Here is a 16,827-nt window from a genome sequence, read left to right as displayed (position 1 = left end):
ACCAAGTGCTTCGGCTGATTTGGGATGTAAAGCTGGCACCAGCCCGTTAAGCTCAGCGCATGGACCGTTGGGGATGGCAGTTTGGGAGACACTGCCATGCGCTGCAAAGCTGCAGACATCGAGAATTTACTGTGCCTAACCTGTCATTAGCCCAAGGCTCGACAGCCCTCGTGATCTGAGGTTGTCATAAATCGATTTTGCCTCAGCCAGTAGCAAAGGATCGGGCGAAGATTCCGTAGCATGATTGATTTCGCGCAATTCCACGGCCGGGCCATTTCTGATTGCGATGCGTTCTGCCACGGCCTGCCAAACCGCAGGCTTGCTGTTAAGATCCTCGAACGGAACGAAGACCATATTCTTGGCGTCTTCCTCGACTCTGGCCAATGCGGCGTAGGCCGAAATCCAGTTGCGGAGCCAATAATCGATGCCATTCGGGTCACCGGTGATGATTGAAGAAAAGCGAAACGGCCGATGGGTGGCTCCGAATTCATGGTGACCAAGCCAAGTCATGTAGCTTTGCGTAAACCGGGGAGCATCCAAAAATCTCCTGTGCTGCTTCCAGAGGCTCTGCGCCTGATCCAAGGGATGGCGCACAGGTATCAAAAAATGAGCTTCTGGCATGGCTGCCGACAGCGATCCAATTCTCAGAATGTTGTTGTTGTTTTTTGACAAATATCGTGTCTTGCCGGTTTTTCGAAGCACAAGCCGGATAAGATCCTCATAGCCTGCAATCAATTCCTTGCTTGGAGTGTGCGGCATTAGAGCATCGGTGCCAACGTAGGTGGGACCGTCAAATATACGCCAATAAACTTCGTCCAGTGCCTCAGGGCTCTGGTTGTCAACGTCTATGCCGTCACCATGCGCCCGTTCCGACTTTTGGCTCTGTTTGCCGTGGTTGTTGGACAACTTCGCCCAAAGATTTGGCGCCAGAACAAATGGCATATCGGCATAAGTCAAAGATCCAAATTGGGCGGTCGCGTATATTTCGCGCATGAGGATTGTTGTACCAGAGCGTGCAAGCCCGCAGACAAAAACATGATTTCCTTCATTCCTCGGAGCCGATTTGAGGAATGTTGCTCGTTCAATATCGTGCACAGCTTCAGCAAGAAATGGCAAGCCCAATGCAAGGCGATGCAATATCTGATCGGCGACCGAATAGTCAGCCACCGATCACTCTTTTCCGAAGACCGATGTAACTCAATGAAACAGCAGTAACTGCGGCAATCGTCATTGGTTGCATCAATTCCTCACTCCAAGCCCTCAACCCAAGCGGGAAGATTAGGCCAGCCAAGAGCATTGGCAGAAGGGCAAACATCATGAGTCCAAATGTGGCCACCGAGCGAATGCATATGTGCCTGGCGTAGGTGGGAAGCACACATTCTTTCCAGTGATCCGAAATTCTGTGCGATCTCAGAACACGAAAAGCCCTATGTGAGTAATCCGATCCAGCGCGTATGCTCGCGACTATTGGCATGCGCCACAATGTCTCTGAGGTGACAATCGTAGCTGCAATGATCAGCAGCCAAAATGTCATTTTTTTGGTTGAGCGCTATCATCGGCCGCAGTCGGCTTTCTCCGAGCCTTCAATGCGCGCTTGATCGGATACCAGACGATTGCGAAGATCGCGAGGAAGAAGGAGCCAACCACTCCAAGCATTGTCATTATGGCGCTGGCTGCAGTGCCGGGCCCTATATAGGCTTCAGCCATACTTGCCTGAAGCACCAGAAACTGAAACACAAAGATATAACGCAATAACTTTTCCATTGCGGCGCCCCTCCCTGAGCCTCAGCCCTTATCACCAATTCTCTCGCTCACAAAACCTCTATGGTTAATGCCGCCGCGAGAGCCTAAGCTGTGCAGTGTGCAGCCTTCGCAAGGCGCACGACCCTATCACCCAGAGCTTTGTCCAAGAACCGACTCCAGCCCAAGAGGTAAATGTTTCCGTCTGCAGCACGATTTGTGAATTCTGCAGCCAGGGAATTGTCGGGACCAGCGATGAGCAGGCGCGCGTCTTGAACGTCTTCGATCAAGGCGTAACCATTCGATAAAGGTGTAAAAAGCCCTGCGGCCGACGTTCGAATGTTTTCGGACTTCATCAAATCACTGTAGGGCCTGCTCACAGCGCCGTTTGAAAAGTCATAGACCAGGATGTTCGAGTTGCCCTCAAAATACGGACCATATCCGCGATCCTGGGCATGATTGTCGTAAACCGAAATCCTGTGATCATCCAAAATATCAACGTCGTGTTGCGCAACCCAAGGCCCTTGCTTCATCCAGATAATCTTGTCCGAAGAAGGCCGATACAGCAGGATTGTTGAAATATTGCGCAAACTCAAGAATACGTCGCCGCGCTTCCAAAATGGTCCATCGTCAAGCACCGGCTCAATGTCATTAAGATGCGTCGGATCGCGGTTGTACATTCCGTTGGTGAACAGAAGAAACTCAAGTTGATTATCGAGCATCAACTTCGGCACAGACCGCGCAAACAGGATCTTGCCGTTCAGATCCAACTGTACAATCTGATCCTCAAAAAAATCGGGGGGTAATGCCTTCACAGAGTGAGGCTCCACAACTGAAGGCACCCATATATGGCCGTCACCATCCATTTCTGTTGAATGATGGAATATCCTTCCGTCGTTCATCCATTTGCGCTGTCCACAAATATCAAGCCGGAACAAAGGCGCATTGTGATCTTTGGCTATGATATCCCCATTCGCAAGCAGCAGCGGACTGATCTCCCTGAACAGTGAAGCATTCCAGGCCGTATAATCTGCAAACGCCGATGCCGTGGACGCCCCTTCAAGGATATGTTCTGCGTGGGGCATCCAGGTGTGTTTCACCGACCAGTCTTGCATCGAGATCAGTTCAAGTTTGTGCCGTTTTACCGATCCGTCATACCGACTGGCCAGAAGGTATCCATCAATTTGAGGCATTTTTGCCAACGCAGTGTGCCAGCCTGTCGGCTTTGCGTCATACCGTTTGCTGTTCCAGATTTGCAAACGATCTCGCGGAGAGATGACGTCGCGCAGCGTGTCCGGAATCTTGGCAATGCCCACCGCAGAAAGTGAAGCCTTGCCAAAGCGCTCGCCTCCGGTTGACCCGTCCAAAACCAGAAAACCGAAGAGGATCATTACAGGGATCACAGCAAGTGACAGAAGCAGGACCATCCAGACTTCCATTTTTGCAAACATGATGCGCGACATAAATTTGCCCCAAAAACAGATGCCTAGCTGTGCGACTTCGTTGACGGCAAACTCAAAAAAATCAAGGCCAACTTTGCCGTTTGCATTTGCTGGGATGAATATCAGAGCGATGTTGGCCAATCTCGGGTCAAAAACCTACCCAATGTCTATAGCAGGTTGTTCGGCCAGATCGCCGTCCGCCACATATGGGCGACGGGTGAGCCGTCGAAGCCAAGTCCCTCTTCGGGATTGCGAAAATTGCGGCCGATGATGTCCGTGAAGATGTCGGGATCGGGCGTCGGGGAATCGTCGAAGAAATAGATGTCGTAAAGCGTCACGGCGCGCGCGGTGCCATACCAGGGGTGCGTGCGCGCGAAGTCGGCATCCTTGCGGATATAGTCCGGCGGCACATAATCCGGCCCGAAAAAGCGGTTGTAGCTTTCGGGATAGGTATAGCCCTCTGCCTCGTCCGCGAAATAGCGCAGACACTGGTGATATTGCACAGCCCAGGCGATTTCCTCGCTCACATACGGCGCAAGCATCTGTGCACCCCAATAGCCATGATCGGACCGGATCAGGCAGCCATTGGAAATGTCATGCAGCAGGCAGGCCATGACGATCGTGTCATCGCGGCCATCCTCCAACGCCTTGGTCGCACTCGTCAGCAAATGGCGGATCGTGATGCCCTGCATTCGGTGCTTCAGGAAATCGAGGAGTGTCGGCCGTGCCGGCATCGGTGGCAGCGCCGGATTGTCCCCCATCATGAACACATGGCCGGGGTCCATGCGGGCCAGCAGGTCCGGCTCTGGATTGTCGATCCCCGTTCCCGTGATGCCGACAGGCGCCGGCATCAGCATCCGGGCCCGGCCGGCTTGCGGGCCATCGGACTGCGGCGGCTGGATGAAGGCCCGTTCGAGAAATTCGCTGTCCATGCCGCTCCCTCAGGACACCAAGGCCAGCCGGGGCGATTCAGCCGCCCCCAGCCTGACGGCAGCGACGCCGGGCAAGGCCTCCATCCGCGCCGCAAGTTCGGCATCAAGCGCAAAGTCGCGCCCCAGCCGTAGCCGCGCGGTGCCCGTTGCGGTCGGCACGACGATCAGCAATTCGCCCCGCCCGCCGCGCGATCCGGAGACAAGCGCTGCAAGCCCGTCCAGTGCCGCAGCGTCCGACAGGAGGAGTTCGGCCTTCAACCGCGTGTGCGCTGCCAGCGCTTCGAAGGGCTGGACCCGTTTAAGGGTGACGCGCGGCAGTTCTTCGCCGGGCTTGCGATCAAGCTCGACCGTCAGCAAGGCGCAGGCGCCGGTGCGACCGGCCTCTTCCAGTTCGCTTGAAACAAGGTCATCGAAGCAGCTGACCACATACTGACCGCTCGCATCCGACAGCGTGGCCATCGCATAGCGCCGGCCGCGCGCCGATGTGCGCCAGCGGACCTCTTCGACAAGGCCGGCCATCACCGCGCCGGTGCGCGAGCCATCAACAGGCGCGGGCAATGCGCAGATGGCCCCGAAGCTGCGGGCGTGATGCGCATCGGCAAGGTGGCGATAGCGGTCGACCGGGTGCGCCGAGAGATAGAAGCCGAACGCCTCTTTCTCCTGGCTCATCCGTTCGGCGAGCGACCAGTGCGCGCCGCTGGGCAGCTGGACGGCGGCAGTGCTCGTTTCCTCCGCACCAAAGAGGCCACCCTGCCCGCTGACCCGGGCAGAGTCTGCCTGGGCCGCCACGGCAATGATGGTTTCCGCTGACTGGAAAACGGCGGCACGCTGCGGCTCGATCGCATCAAAGGCCCCGGCACCGGCAAGGCTTTCGACCTGCCTCCGGTTGAGCAGCCGCGCGCCGATACGATCGGCAAAATCGTCGATCGAAGCGAATGCACCATTGGCCTGGCGTTCGGCGCAGAGCGTTTCCATGGCCCCTTCGCCCACCCCCTTCAGCGCACCAAGGGCATAACGGACCGCGAGCCCCTCATCCGTCCGCTCGACACTGAAATCGGCCTGGGAGCGATTGATGCAGGGCGGCAGCAGGGCAACGCCCAATCGCCGCATGTCATCGGCAAAAATGCTGAGCTTGTCGGTGTTCGAGATATCGAACGCCATCGAGGCGGCAAAGAAATCCTCGCGATAGTGCGCCTTGAGCCATGCCGTCTGATAGGCAAGCAGGGCATAGGCAGCCGCGTGGCTCTTGTTGAAGCCATAGCCGGCGAACTTGTCGATCAAGTCGAACAGTTCGTTTGCCTTGGCCGCGTCGATCCCGTTGTGCTGGGCGCTGCCCGAAACGAATGCCTCGCGCTGGGCATCCATTTCGGCCTTGATCTTCTTGCCCATCGCACGGCGCAGCAGGTCCGCGCCGCCAAGCGTGTAGCCCGCAAGGATCTGCGCGGCCTGCATGACCTGTTCCTGGTACACGAAAATGCCATAGGTCTCGGCGAGGATGCCCTCGAGCAGCGGGTGCGGATATTCGATCGCGACGCGGCCGTTCTTCCGATCCCCGAACAGGCCGATATTGTCCATCGGGCCCGGCCGGTAGAGCGAAACGAGCGCGATGATGTCCCCGAAGTTGGATGGCCGCACGGCCGCAAGCGTCCGGCGCATCCCTTCGGATTCCAGCTGGAACACGCCGACCGTGTCTCCGCGCTGGAGGAGCGCATAAACGTCCTCATCGTCCCACGAGAGGGCATCGAGATCGGGCCGCAAACCTTCGCGTGCCTCGATCAGGTCGCACGCCTTCTGAAGGACAGACAGCGTCTTGAGGCCGAGGAAGTCGAACTTCACCAGCCCTGCGCTCTCGCTGTATTTCATGTCGAATTGCGTGACCGGCATGTCGGACCGCGGATCGCGATAGAGCGGGACAAGCTCCGCCAGCGGCCTGTCTCCGATGACAACGCCCGCCGCGTGGGTCGAACTGTGACGGGGCAGCCCTTCCAGCTTCAGCGCAAGATCGAACAGCCGCCGGACCTGCGCATCGGACTTGTATTCGGCTGCCAGTTCCGAAACGCCATTGAGCGCGCGTTCAAGCGTCCAGGGGTCGGTTGGATGATTGGGGACGAGCTTGGCCAGCCGGTCGACATGGCCATAGCTCATCTGGAGGACCCGTCCGGTATCCTTCAGCACAGCACGTGCCTTCAAGCGCCCGAACGTGATGATCTGGGCCACCTGATCGCGGCCATATTTGGCCTGAACATAGCGGATCACTTCCTCGCGCCGGGTTTCGCAGAAGTCGATGTCGAAGTCCGGCATCGAGACACGTTCCGGATTGAGGAAGCGTTCGAACAGCAGCCCCAGCTTGATCGGGTCAAGATCCGTGATCGTCAGCGACCAGGCAACGACAGACCCCGCACCCGAGCCACGCCCCGGACCCACGGGAATGCCGTGTTCCTTCGCCCATTTGATGAAATCGGCAACGATCAGGAAATAGGCCGCAAAGCCCATGGACGTGATGACGTCCAGTTCGAATTCCAGCCGATCCCGATAGATCTGATGCTCGCTTTCGGAAATCCGCACCAGCCGCCGTTCGAGTCCGGCTGCAGCATCGCTGCGAAGTTGCGTAATCTCGCCTTCCTTGTCCCCGACGATGCTGGGCAGGATCGGATTGCGCTTGGGGGCCATGACGGCGCACCGCTGGGCAACGACCAATGTATTGGCCAAGGCCTCCGGCAAGTCGGCGAAAAGCAGGCGCATGTCGCGCGCGGGCTTGATCCATGAATCGGGCGAACTCTTGATCCGGTCGTCGCTGTCCACATAGCTCGAGTGCGCGATGCAGAGCATGACGTCATGCGCATCGTGGAAATCGGCTTCGGCAAAATTGGCCGGGTTGGTCGCGACCAGCGGCAGGTCAAGCTGATGGGCGATCTCGATCAGGCCCGCTTCGCTTGCGCCTTCGATCGGGTTCAGCGTCCGGGCGATCTCGACATAGACCCGGCCCGGAAACAGCTGCAGCAAGCGATCGGCATAGCCAATGGCTGCATAATCCTGCCCTTCGGCAATGAGGCGCGCCATCGCTCCTTCGGCACCGCCTGTGAGCGCGATCAGCCCATCGGTGTGTTCGGCCAGCTTTTCAAACGTGACATGGGCCGGCTCTTCAAGCGGGCGATCGAGATGCGCAGCCGAGGTCAGCGCGCAGAGATTGGCATAGCCTGCCTCGTCCTGCGCATAGAGCGGCAGCCAGTCATAGGCTGGCGCGACAGCATCGGGCCGGTCCGGTCGCGAGACTGCAAGCAGGGTTCCGATGATCGGCTGAACGCCCGCAGACTTGCAAGCCTCGGAGAATTCCATGACGCCATAGAGGCCATTGCGGTCCGTGATCGCGGCGGCCGGAAAACCAAGTTCCCGCGCCCGCTTTGCTATGCCCTTCGGATCGATCGCGCCTTCGAGCATCGAATAGGCGGACAGGATTCGCAAGGGAACAAAGGGCGCATGCGGCATGAAGCCGTCTTAGGCGGCGGAACGGCCTTTGTGAACAGCACTGAGCAACAGAATTGGGGATAACCGGTGCGCTGCTTAAAGCAGCTTGGCAATATCACCCTTCAGGCTTTCCGGCTTCTCGGTTGGCGCATGGCGGGACACCACTTTGCCATTCTTGTCGACGAGGAACTTGGTGAAATTCCATTTGATCGACTGGAGCCCCATCAAGCCCGGCTTTTCCTTTTTCAGATGCTTGTAGAGCGGATCGGCGTTTGCGCCGTTGACCTCGACCTTCGCCATGACCGGAAAGGTCACGTCATACGTCAGCGAACAGAAATTGGCGATCTCTTCCGCGTTGCCGGGTTCCTGCGCGCCGAACTGGTTGCAGGGGAAGGCAATGATCTCGACCTTGTCGCCATATTCACGGTGCAGCGCCTCAAGCCCTTCATATTGCGGCGTGAACCCGCACTTGGAGGCCGTGTTGACGATCAGCATGGGCTTGCCCGCAAAATCGGAGAGCTTCTGCTCGGTCCCGTCGGCCTTCTTCACAGTGAAATCATGAACGCTTGTCATTTCCGCTTCCTCGATCTTCGACAACATGAACGACGCCCTTGTGCGTCACAATGTTGAGAGAATCAAATGCTGGCGGCGCACTGACTTGCACCAAAAGAAAGGACCCGGTCAGCGTACCGACCGGGTCCTGACGAAGTTGAAGGTGTTCAGGTATACCTGAAGCCCCTCGGGTCGCAGATTTCCGATAACGCGAGTCGGCACGGAATTATTGTATGGAATCGACAAGGCCTTTTTCGGCGAGTCTTCCCGCTTAACGGCCGACGATCATCAGCATACCGCCAAGCAACAGCGCAAGAGCCAAACCCTGACGCACCCGCATGCTCGGAGGAGCCAGTTTCTCTGCCAAAACGACGATCGTCAGAGCGGCGATCCAGGCCAGGTTCATGACCCCGGCCACAAACAGAAGCAGCATCAACGCCCAGCAACATCCGAGGCAGTAAAGGCCATGTCGCAGCCCAATCCGCGTTGCACCACGCCAGCCTGGCCGCCACCCCTGCATCAGAAAGGCAAGCGGCGACCTGCAATGGTCGAGACAGGCTGATTTCAAAGGACTTAGCTGATAGGCCCCTGCGAGCAGCATGAGGATTCCGGCAATCTTGCCATCAACGAGTCTCAACGTTCCTTCGGACGCCAAGGCAAACGACACAAGCGCTGCCTGCGAGACCGATGCCAGTGCCGAAAAAAGCGCCCAAACAAGCAAATAGCAGCTCGCAAAGCCGATTGTTCGCGCCAATCCGTGTTCGGACTGTCCCGAGAGCCGCGCAAAGAGAAGGATCATGGGCGCCGCAGAAGGGAGCATCATTGCAACCATCATCAACACCCACATGGCGAATGCCGAGGTCAGGTAGGTCCATGTCCAGACCGGCACACCACGGCCCATATCAGACATGGCAGAGGCGCCCATATTGGTGCCCATGCCAATGCCGGCCGACCTGAAGAGCCACCACCAGGCCAACAGGACTAGGGCAACAATGCAAAAGCCGACAATCAGCCCGTCACGGCGGAGAATTTGCTCTACCGAATTCCCCCGCCGCTCTGAAGCGATGCGGTCGGTTTCAGGCAGCTCCATGGGTGGACAGGTCAAGCATCGCCAAATGGGCATGGCTTGAAGCCCAGCCGAGCGCGACAGGTCCATCGGCGTTGGTCGTGCCGCTTGCAAATTCCGCGACCTTGTATTCGAAGCCGTTCGGGAGACTTACCCGGGCCCGATGTTCATCGCCGGTCACCGGGTTGCGAATTGGCTCTACTGCCGTGTCAATGACACCGCCGACCAGGACGCGCGCTTGCCTCCGCTCAATATCCGCTTCAAATGTGATCGGCAAAAATGCCGGTTCATGCATATGGTCGATGACAGTTGAGAAGACATTGAAGATCGTTGCACCGGGCTCGGTTTCGCCCCCCGACAGAATCGTGAGGATCGCCTCACGTTGTGCAGGGCTGGCGGCAGAATCGACGACAACAAAGGCCTCACCACCGCCTTCATGGATTGCCTTGGGCCAGGCAAACATACCGACCCATTTCACGCCATTCAGCGAAGTATCCCCGAAATGGCCTTCTTCGATGCTCATGGCCGTCATCGCGCGACAGTCGCCCTTGGTCGGAAGGGCATTGAACTGGCAGGGACAGCCCCAATCGCAATTGCAATTCGAAATCTCTGGACCACGAATACGCCAATCAACATAGGCCATGCGAACCTCCCTTGCCTGACAATGGGGCACTGCGGACTTAAACAAACCAGATCTCAGCAACTACGAAGCTGACTGATCATGACATTAGTGGCTTGATAGCAGAACATAGCGCAACAGCGAACGGGAATTTGGGCGCGCGATCATTCTTGTCTGGCCGTTGGCTCCGGTCGCGCCAGTGCCAAAACTCCAGCCGTTCCTATCCAGCCTGTTTCTTCTGGCGTTCGAGCTCAGCCTCGAATGCCTTTTCCATGTCGTCGTTCAGCAGCCCAAGTGCGCCGGGATCAACAAAAGCATTCGCATCGCCTGCAATCTGGCGTGCACGGCGGGCTTCAAGGTCGAAGAAATCATCATGCGGTGCGAGCAAGATGTCTGCTTTCATGTCCCGCAGCTTTGCAAAGCTCGCGCGATAGGCAGCGACCATGCCCGGCCATGATTCAGGAACCAGGGCCTGTCCCGCCACAGTGGTACTGCAATGAAAAACCGCAGTGTGCGGTGCGCCGTCGGCCCCGCGGACAGACATGCTCCAGGTCGTGCATCCCTGTGTATGCCCCGGCGTTAAATGGGCGGTCAGGGTTGTGCCGCCGAGGCTAACAGTGCCACCATCCGCTATGACGCGATCAACGCGAACAGGCGGGAACGCCATGCCCTTGGTCGGGCCAAACCCGATGGCCCCCGCTTCAAGCGTCGGCCGATCTCCCGCGCTGGCCACCATTTTCGCCCCGCTTGCCCGCTGGAGGCCGGCAAGGCCGCCAGCATGATCAATGTGGGCGTGACTGTTGAGCAAGAATTTGACGTCGCGGATATCGAAACCGAGCGCCTGGATATTGGCGATGATCTGCGGGACTGATTGCGCTAGGATGCCATCGATCAGGATATGGCCCTTCGGCGTCGTGATCAGGAAAGCGCTGACGCCCTCGGTCCCGACATAGTGAATATTGCCGATGATCGTGAACGGCGCAAATGGCTTGTTCCAGCGCCCCGAGACGGCAAAGGGATTGAGAGGAGAATGCTCGGCCGCATCAATCACTGCATCACTTGCAAGTGGGTGGTGCTGTTCGCTTGAGACGCAACCCGATTGAAAGGCCATCGCAAGAGCGAGACCAGCAACACGGACGCGCACATTCATTTTCACGTACCGATCAGGCGGCGTCGCCTGCGGCTTCCTTTTCCTTGTGCGTATAGACGCGGATCGGCTCCTTGGTGCCAGCGACCACGTCCTTGTCGATCATCACTTCATCGACTCCGTCCATTGCCGGCAAATCGAACATCGTGTCGAGCAAGATGCTCTCCAGGATCGAACGAAGGCCGCGCGCGCCTGTCTTGCGCTCGATGCCCTTCTTGGCAACGGCAACAAGCGCGTCCTCGGTGAAGCCGAGCTTGACTTCCTCCATCTCGAACAGCTTCTGATACTGTTTGACGAGCGCGTTCTTGGGCTCTTTCAGGATCTTGACCAATGCTTCGACATCAAGGTCTTCCAGCGTCGCAATCACAGGCAGACGCCCGACAAATTCCGGGATCAGGCCGTATTTGAGCAGATCTTCCGGCTCGCCCTGACGCAGGATTTCGCCTGTGCGCCGGTCATCCGCGCCCGATACATGAGCACCAAAGCCAATCGACTTGCCCTGCAGGCGGTCAGAAATGATCTTTTCGAGGCCGGCAAAGGCGCCGCCGCAAATGAAGAGGATGTTGGTCGTATCGACCTGCAGGAATTCCTGCTGAGGATGCTTGCGGCCGCCCTGCGGAGGAACGCTGGCAACGGTGCCTTCCATCATCTTGAGGAGCGCCTGCTGCACGCCCTCGCCCGACACATCGCGCGTAATCGACGGATTTTCAGCCTTGCGGCTGATCTTGTCGATTTCATCGATATAGACGATCCCGCGCTGCGCCCGCTCTACATTGTAGTCGGAGGCCTGCAGCAGCTTCAGGATGATATTTTCGACATCTTCACCGACATAGCCAGCCTCGGTGAGTGTCGTGGCATCGGCCATCGTGAACGGAACGTCGAGGATTCGGGCCAGCGTCTGCGCGAGGAGCGTCTTGCCGCAGCCGGTGGGCCCGACGAGCAGGATGTTCGACTTGGCAAGCTCGACATCGGCGCCTTTGGCACCGTGGTTCAACCGCTTGTAATGGTTGTGCACTGCAACCGAGAGTACCCGCTTCGCCGACCGCTGACCAATGACATAATCATCGAGAACATTGCAGATTTCCTGCGGAGTCGGGACGCCGCCGTCCTTCTTGCTGACCAGCGCGGATTTGGTTTCCTCGCGAATAATGTCATTGCAGAGGTCAACGCATTCATCGCAGATGAAGACGGTCGGGCCAGCGATCAGCTTCCGGACCTCATGCTGCGATTTGCCGCAAAAGGAACAGTAAAGCGTGCTTTTGGTATCAGTACCGCTAAGCTTCGTCATTCAAACCTTCCCCGGAAATCCGGCAAGTCGCACATTACAGCCATGTTACAGCGATATTCCTAACCGGCAATGGCTTAAATGCCGTTTACACTCTTTGCCAGTTTGGGCCGCGAAACGCTAGCTAGCAGAATCGTCGGCCGGGACCGGGCGCTTGTCGAACACCTCGTCAATCAGACCAAATTTCTTCGCTTCGTCTGCTGTCATGAAATTATCGCGTTCCATGGCCTTTTCGATCGTCGGCAGGTCCTTGCCCGTATATTTCGAATAGAGTCCGTTCATGCTCGCGCGAATCCGAAGGATTTCCTGTGCTTGCAGTGCAATATCGGAGGCCTGTCCCTGCGCGCCGCCCGAAGGTTGGTGGATCATGATCCGCGCGTTGGTCAATGCGACCCGCATGCCCGGTTCGCCCGCAGCGAGCAGGAAGCTTCCCATTGACGCCGCCTGGCCAATGCAGACCGTACCGACCTTGGGCCGGATATATTGCATCGTGTCGTGAATCGCCATGCCAGCGGTAACAACCCCGCCCGGTGAATTGATGTACATCCAGATGTCCTTCTTCGGATTTTCCGATTCGAGAAAGAGCAGCTGGGCCGTAATGACCGAGGCCATATTGTCCTCAACTCCGCCCGTCACAAAGACGATCCGTTCGCGCAGCAATCGCGAATAAATGTCAAAACTGCGTTCGCCGCGGTTGGATTGTTCGATAACGATGGGAATGAGTGCGTCTGCCGGATGCATGAAATATCCTTGGATGAATTGAACCGCCTATATCTGGACTTGTTGCAAGATGTTCAAGTCCTTCGGCTTGCGCGGGCCATTGGGCGCAGCTACTCGACAAGGGGAATACGTTCACAGGAGAACAGAATGACTTTGTGGGACACCAGCCTTCCCGGCATGACACGCGACGAAGACGAGGATGATCGGCCGGGATCAAGCGGCCTCTTGATGAGCAAGTTCCTCGAGGCACGAACAGTGCTCATCTTTGGCGGCATCGACCAGAAGCTCGCGCAAATTGTGTCGGCACAATTGCTTTATCTCGACCATGTGAACCATGATCCGATCAAGATCTTCATCAATTCGCCCGGCGGCCATGTCGAATCGGGCGATACAATCCATGACCTGATTTCCTTTATCGACTCACCGGTTGCCGTGATCGGCACGGGATGGGTCGCAAGTGCCGGAACCCATATTTTCCTGGGGGCGCCCAAAGAGCGTCGTTACTGCCTGCCCAATACACGGTTCCTGATTCACCAGCCCTCCGGCGGTGCACAGGGGCGTGCAGGTGATATTGCCATTCAGGCTCAGGAAATCGTGAAAATGCGCGAACGGCTTGCGCAGGTCATTGCGGAAAAAACCGGCCAAAAGATCGAGCGCGTGCGCGAAGATATCGAACGTGACTATTGGATGTCGACGGAGGAAGCCAAGGACTATGGCATTCTCGGGACCGTCATCAACAAGGGCGACCAGATCAAGTTCTGATCGCCCTTGCAAAAAAAGAACCCGCCCCAGCGCATGCCGGGGCGGGTTATTCATGTCTACTGCACTACATCTTGTAGGAAACGCGCAGATATCCGAACTGTCCCGGGACATCATAGGTCGTCGGGTCAAAATTGTTCAGGCTGCATGAGAAGCAAGCCGGCGGATCCTGGTTGAACACATTGTTCACGCCCGCCGTGAAGGCAAAGCGCTGATCAAGGAACGACGGCGTGAACGTCAGCTGGACATCGCCATAGAAACGGCTGTCGAGCTTGTTCGTGCCGGTCGGCCCGCCCTGTTCGATGACGCTGTGGATATAGCGGCCCGTGAAGGACGCCCCGAAATCGCCAATCGACCAGTTGAGGGTCGTGTTGCCCTTGAACTTGGGAAATGCCTGATCGGGACTGCCGCGTTCGGTGCCCTTGCGGTCAAGGACCACAAAGCCGTTCGAAGCCGACAGAACATATTTCAGCAGCCAGGTTGCATTTGCAGACAGGCCGAACGTGCCGATCCCAGTTTCCGGCGTCACATAGTTCAGCGTGACGTCGAGACCCTTGGTGCGGATGTTATCGAGGTTCTGGAGAGTTCCATCGATCTCATTGATCAAGCCATTGCCAGTCCGCTTTACACGGGCGCAGCTGGCAGCATCGCCAAGGAGCGCGCAATTGTTCAGCGTGAGGGTGGGATCAATCGCGCCAATCGCCTTGCTCACGCGAATGTCGTAATAATTGGCCTCGATGCTGAAGTTCTTGGCAAACCCGCTGTTGCGCGCCCAGGCCGGAGCATAGACCGCACCGAACAGAAGGTTGCGCGATTTCTCCGGCTTCAGGTTCAGGTTGCCCTGCGTGATGATCGGGAGCTGTCCGCCCTGATCCTCTGCATAGCTGCCGCTTGCTGGAACACCATTGGCGATGCAGTTTGCCCGGACCGTTGCATTGGTCTGGAACAAGCCGCCTGCCGCACTGGTGCAGGGGTCGTTCGCTGGAAGGTCGAAACGCGACCGACCGCCAAACAGCTCACCAAGGCTGGGGGCCCGGAAGCCTGTCGAATAAGACCCACGCAACAGCAGATCCTGTACCGGCTTCCAAAGACCGGTGCCGGTAAAGGTCGTGCTCGAGCCGCTGATCGAATAGCTCGAGTGCCGCACGGCACCATTCACCTCAAGCGAATGGAAAAAGGGCTTTTCCTTCAACAGCGGAACACGCAATTCGCCGTAGATTTCGTCGACATTATAGCGGCCCGCTGCGGGCTGCGATGGAATATCGGCACCAAGACCGGCAGCAATGATCGGATCGGGATCGAAGCTGGCACTCTGGATGCGATGTTCGACGCCGACCGCAAAGCCAACGGGGCCAGCTGGCAGATCAAAAATGTCTCCGCTCAGGTTCGCCGTATAGTCGTAGAGATGCTGCTGGCTCTTGTCGCGCTCGGTAAAGGCAATGAATGCCAGCATCGCAGGCGTGATCGAGCCCGCACCGCCGAAAATGTTCAGCGGCACGCACGGTGAATTGCAATTGGCAACCGGGCCGAGTGCCTGCGCCACACGCGCCGCGTTGACGTTGCCGGTGAAGCTCTGGTGCGCATCGTTGATGCCGAAGAGCGCCGTCGCGTCCCAATACCAGGTGTGTCCACCGACCTCGAACGAGCCATCGAGCGTCGCCGTTGCCGACATTGTGTCAACCGTCTGGTTGAACGTCCGTTGACCGGCTTCGACAAGACGACGCGCAATGAACGAATAGTTCTGCGTCCTGCCGTTCGGCGTGCCATCCGGATTGAGGCCGGACTCGAGAGTCACACCGAAAGGATTGAACGGGTTGGTCGCATCGATCGACAAGGTGTCGAACAGGCTGCCCGCACCGTTGCCAGCATCGGGGCCGAGGAACAGCGGCTCGAACGCGGCCTGGTTCTGCGACTTGCGCCGGTTGTACTGCGCCTTGACGCGCAAGTTGATGTTGGAACCCAACTCCTGCTTGAAGCTCATCCACGCGCCATAGCGTTCCGACGGCGTCAGGATGTACTGAAAGGGTGCGAAGTTGAAGCGATCCGTCACGACAAACGGGCGAAGTTCGCCGAGCGTCGGGTTGTTGTCCGGCGGATTGCTGATCGTGAAATTGCCGAACGGAACGCCCGGAAGTGGTCCCGCACTGGTGCGGGTATCAAAGCGGCCGCCGAAGGACGCGCTGCTGCACCCGCCACCGCCGTTCGAGCATGCCGTCTGGCCGGGATTCGGGAATTGCGAAATGGCCCGATCGCGCGACCGGACAGCTTCCTGCTTCACATAGCTGGCGCCGAACACAAGGTTCGTCGTGTCACCCTTGATGCCATAGCTGATGTTGTAATCCTGCGTATGGCCGTCTCCCTGACGGAACGTGCCGAACTGTGCGGAGGCACGGAGCCCTTCCTGTTGCGCGACGGTGATGATGTTCACCACGCCGGCAATGGCATCAGACCCGTAAAGCGGCGAAGCGCCAGCCTGCAGTACTTCGATGCGGTCGACCATGTTCGACGGGATCGAGTTGATGTCGACGGTCGCAGGAATGCCGCTGCCGCTGGTGCCATTCACAAAGCGCAGGCCATCGACGAGCACAAGTGTGCGCTTCGCTGCCAGGTAGCGCAGATCGATTTCAGCCGAACCCGCGCCAACGCCGCCGCCGTCTGGCGGATTGCCGAGGTTGCCGCTGTTGTTGACCTTGGAATTGAGACCGCCGCTCGCGCTGGGCAGACGCTGGAGAATATCCGCGACTGACGAGAGACCCGATTGCGCAAGTGCATCCTGGTCAAGACGGATGACTGGCGAATCCTGGTTCAGGGGGTCCTGACGGATACGTGAGCCGGTGACGATGATTTCGCTACCGCTGTCTTCGGCAGCAGCCTGCGGCGCTGCATCCTGGGCAAGTGCGGCATTGCCCGTCGCCAAAAGGCAGATGGCTAGGGCCATCGAAGCGGGCGCGGCCCGCAGCTGGTTGAAGTAGTTCACAAGTCCTCCAAAGCAATTTGCACCGACGGGCCAGATTGGCCGTCGATCGGATTGCAGTTAATTGACAGGTACAGGAGCTATTGGGAACTAAGGACGCGCCGCAGGTAACGATTTGAAAGCAAT

General features: G+C 57.9%; 13 protein-coding genes. 1 reads left to right on the top strand and 12 read right to left on the bottom strand.

Going from position 1 to position 16,827, the window contains the following annotated elements; genetic code table 11:
- Positions 1-135: 135 nt before the first annotated feature.
- From K0O24_RS07020 to K0O24_RS06970, 11 genes are all read right to left on the bottom strand, one after another.
- Positions 136-1,167, bottom strand: coding sequence for a sulfotransferase (locus K0O24_RS07020; protein WP_219895139.1), 1,032 nt, complete (start codon positions 1,165-1,167; stop codon positions 136-138).
- 363 nt (positions 1,168-1,530) lie between these two features.
- A complete protein-coding gene (locus K0O24_RS07015) occupies positions 1,531-1,764 on the bottom strand; it encodes a hypothetical protein (protein WP_219895698.1) in 234 nt (77 codons plus the stop codon).
- An 83-nt stretch (positions 1,765-1,847) separates the two neighbouring features.
- A complete protein-coding gene (locus K0O24_RS07010) occupies positions 1,848-3,323 on the bottom strand; it encodes an arylsulfotransferase family protein (RefSeq protein WP_219895138.1) in 1,476 nt (491 codons plus the stop codon).
- A gap of 26 nt (positions 3,324-3,349) precedes the next feature.
- Positions 3,350-4,114 carry a hypothetical protein gene (locus tag K0O24_RS07005; RefSeq protein WP_219895137.1) on the bottom strand — a complete coding sequence of 255 codons (765 nt, stop codon included), beginning with the start codon at positions 4,112-4,114 and terminating at the stop codon, positions 3,350-3,352.
- A 9-nt stretch (positions 4,115-4,123) separates the two neighbouring features.
- Positions 4,124-7,600: a DNA polymerase III subunit alpha gene (gene dnaE, locus K0O24_RS07000; RefSeq protein ID WP_219895136.1), complete on the bottom strand. Its 3,477-nt coding sequence runs from the start codon at positions 7,598-7,600 to the stop codon at positions 4,124-4,126.
- 75 nt (positions 7,601-7,675) lie between these two features.
- Positions 7,676-8,152 carry a glutathione peroxidase gene (locus K0O24_RS06995; protein WP_219895516.1) on the bottom strand — a complete coding sequence of 159 codons (477 nt, stop codon included), beginning with the start codon at positions 8,150-8,152 and terminating at the stop codon, positions 7,676-7,678.
- A 250-nt stretch (positions 8,153-8,402) separates the two neighbouring features.
- The gene (locus K0O24_RS06990; protein WP_219895135.1) at positions 8,403-9,221 is read right to left on the bottom strand and encodes a DUF2182 domain-containing protein; all 819 of its coding nucleotides are present in this window, start codon (positions 9,219-9,221) and stop codon (positions 8,403-8,405) included.
- Positions 9,208-9,840 (bottom strand): DUF1326 domain-containing protein, encoded by a 633-nt coding sequence (locus K0O24_RS06985; protein WP_219895134.1) that lies wholly within the window; start codon positions 9,838-9,840, stop codon positions 9,208-9,210. The genes K0O24_RS06990 and K0O24_RS06985 overlap by 14 nt, the downstream gene beginning before the upstream one ends.
- A gap of 196 nt (positions 9,841-10,036) precedes the next feature.
- Positions 10,037-10,960 carry a subclass B3 metallo-beta-lactamase gene (gene bla / locus K0O24_RS06980; RefSeq protein WP_219895133.1) on the bottom strand — a complete coding sequence of 308 codons (924 nt, stop codon included), beginning with the start codon at positions 10,958-10,960 and terminating at the stop codon, positions 10,037-10,039.
- A 19-nt stretch (positions 10,961-10,979) separates the two neighbouring features.
- Positions 10,980-12,251, bottom strand: a complete 1,272-nt coding sequence (gene clpX / locus K0O24_RS06975) for an ATP-dependent Clp protease ATP-binding subunit ClpX (protein WP_219895132.1) — start codon at positions 12,249-12,251, stop codon at positions 10,980-10,982.
- Positions 12,252-12,368: 117 nt separating this feature from the next.
- Entirely contained in the window at positions 12,369-12,989 is a 621-nt protein-coding gene (locus K0O24_RS06970; protein ID WP_219895131.1) for an ATP-dependent Clp protease proteolytic subunit, read from the bottom strand.
- Between the two features lie 126 nt (positions 12,990-13,115).
- Here K0O24_RS06970 and K0O24_RS06965 point away from each other — a divergent pair, with 126 nt between their 5' ends.
- Positions 13,116-13,730: an ATP-dependent Clp protease proteolytic subunit gene (locus K0O24_RS06965; protein ID WP_219895130.1), complete on the top strand. Its 615-nt coding sequence runs from the start codon at positions 13,116-13,118 to the stop codon at positions 13,728-13,730.
- A 64-nt stretch (positions 13,731-13,794) separates the two neighbouring features.
- Here K0O24_RS06965 and K0O24_RS06960 read toward each other — a convergent pair whose 3' ends face one another.
- A complete protein-coding gene (locus tag K0O24_RS06960) occupies positions 13,795-16,704 on the bottom strand; it encodes a TonB-dependent receptor domain-containing protein (RefSeq protein ID WP_343211267.1) in 2,910 nt (969 codons plus the stop codon).
- Positions 16,705-16,827 lie beyond the last annotated feature (123 nt).

The sequence above is a fragment of the Aquisediminimonas profunda genome, assembly GCF_019443285.1.
Taxonomy (GTDB): domain Bacteria; phylum Pseudomonadota; class Alphaproteobacteria; order Sphingomonadales; family Sphingomonadaceae; genus Aquisediminimonas; species Aquisediminimonas profunda.
Note: the sequence above shows the minus strand (reverse complement) of the source record. Positions and strands in the feature narration are given on the sequence as shown.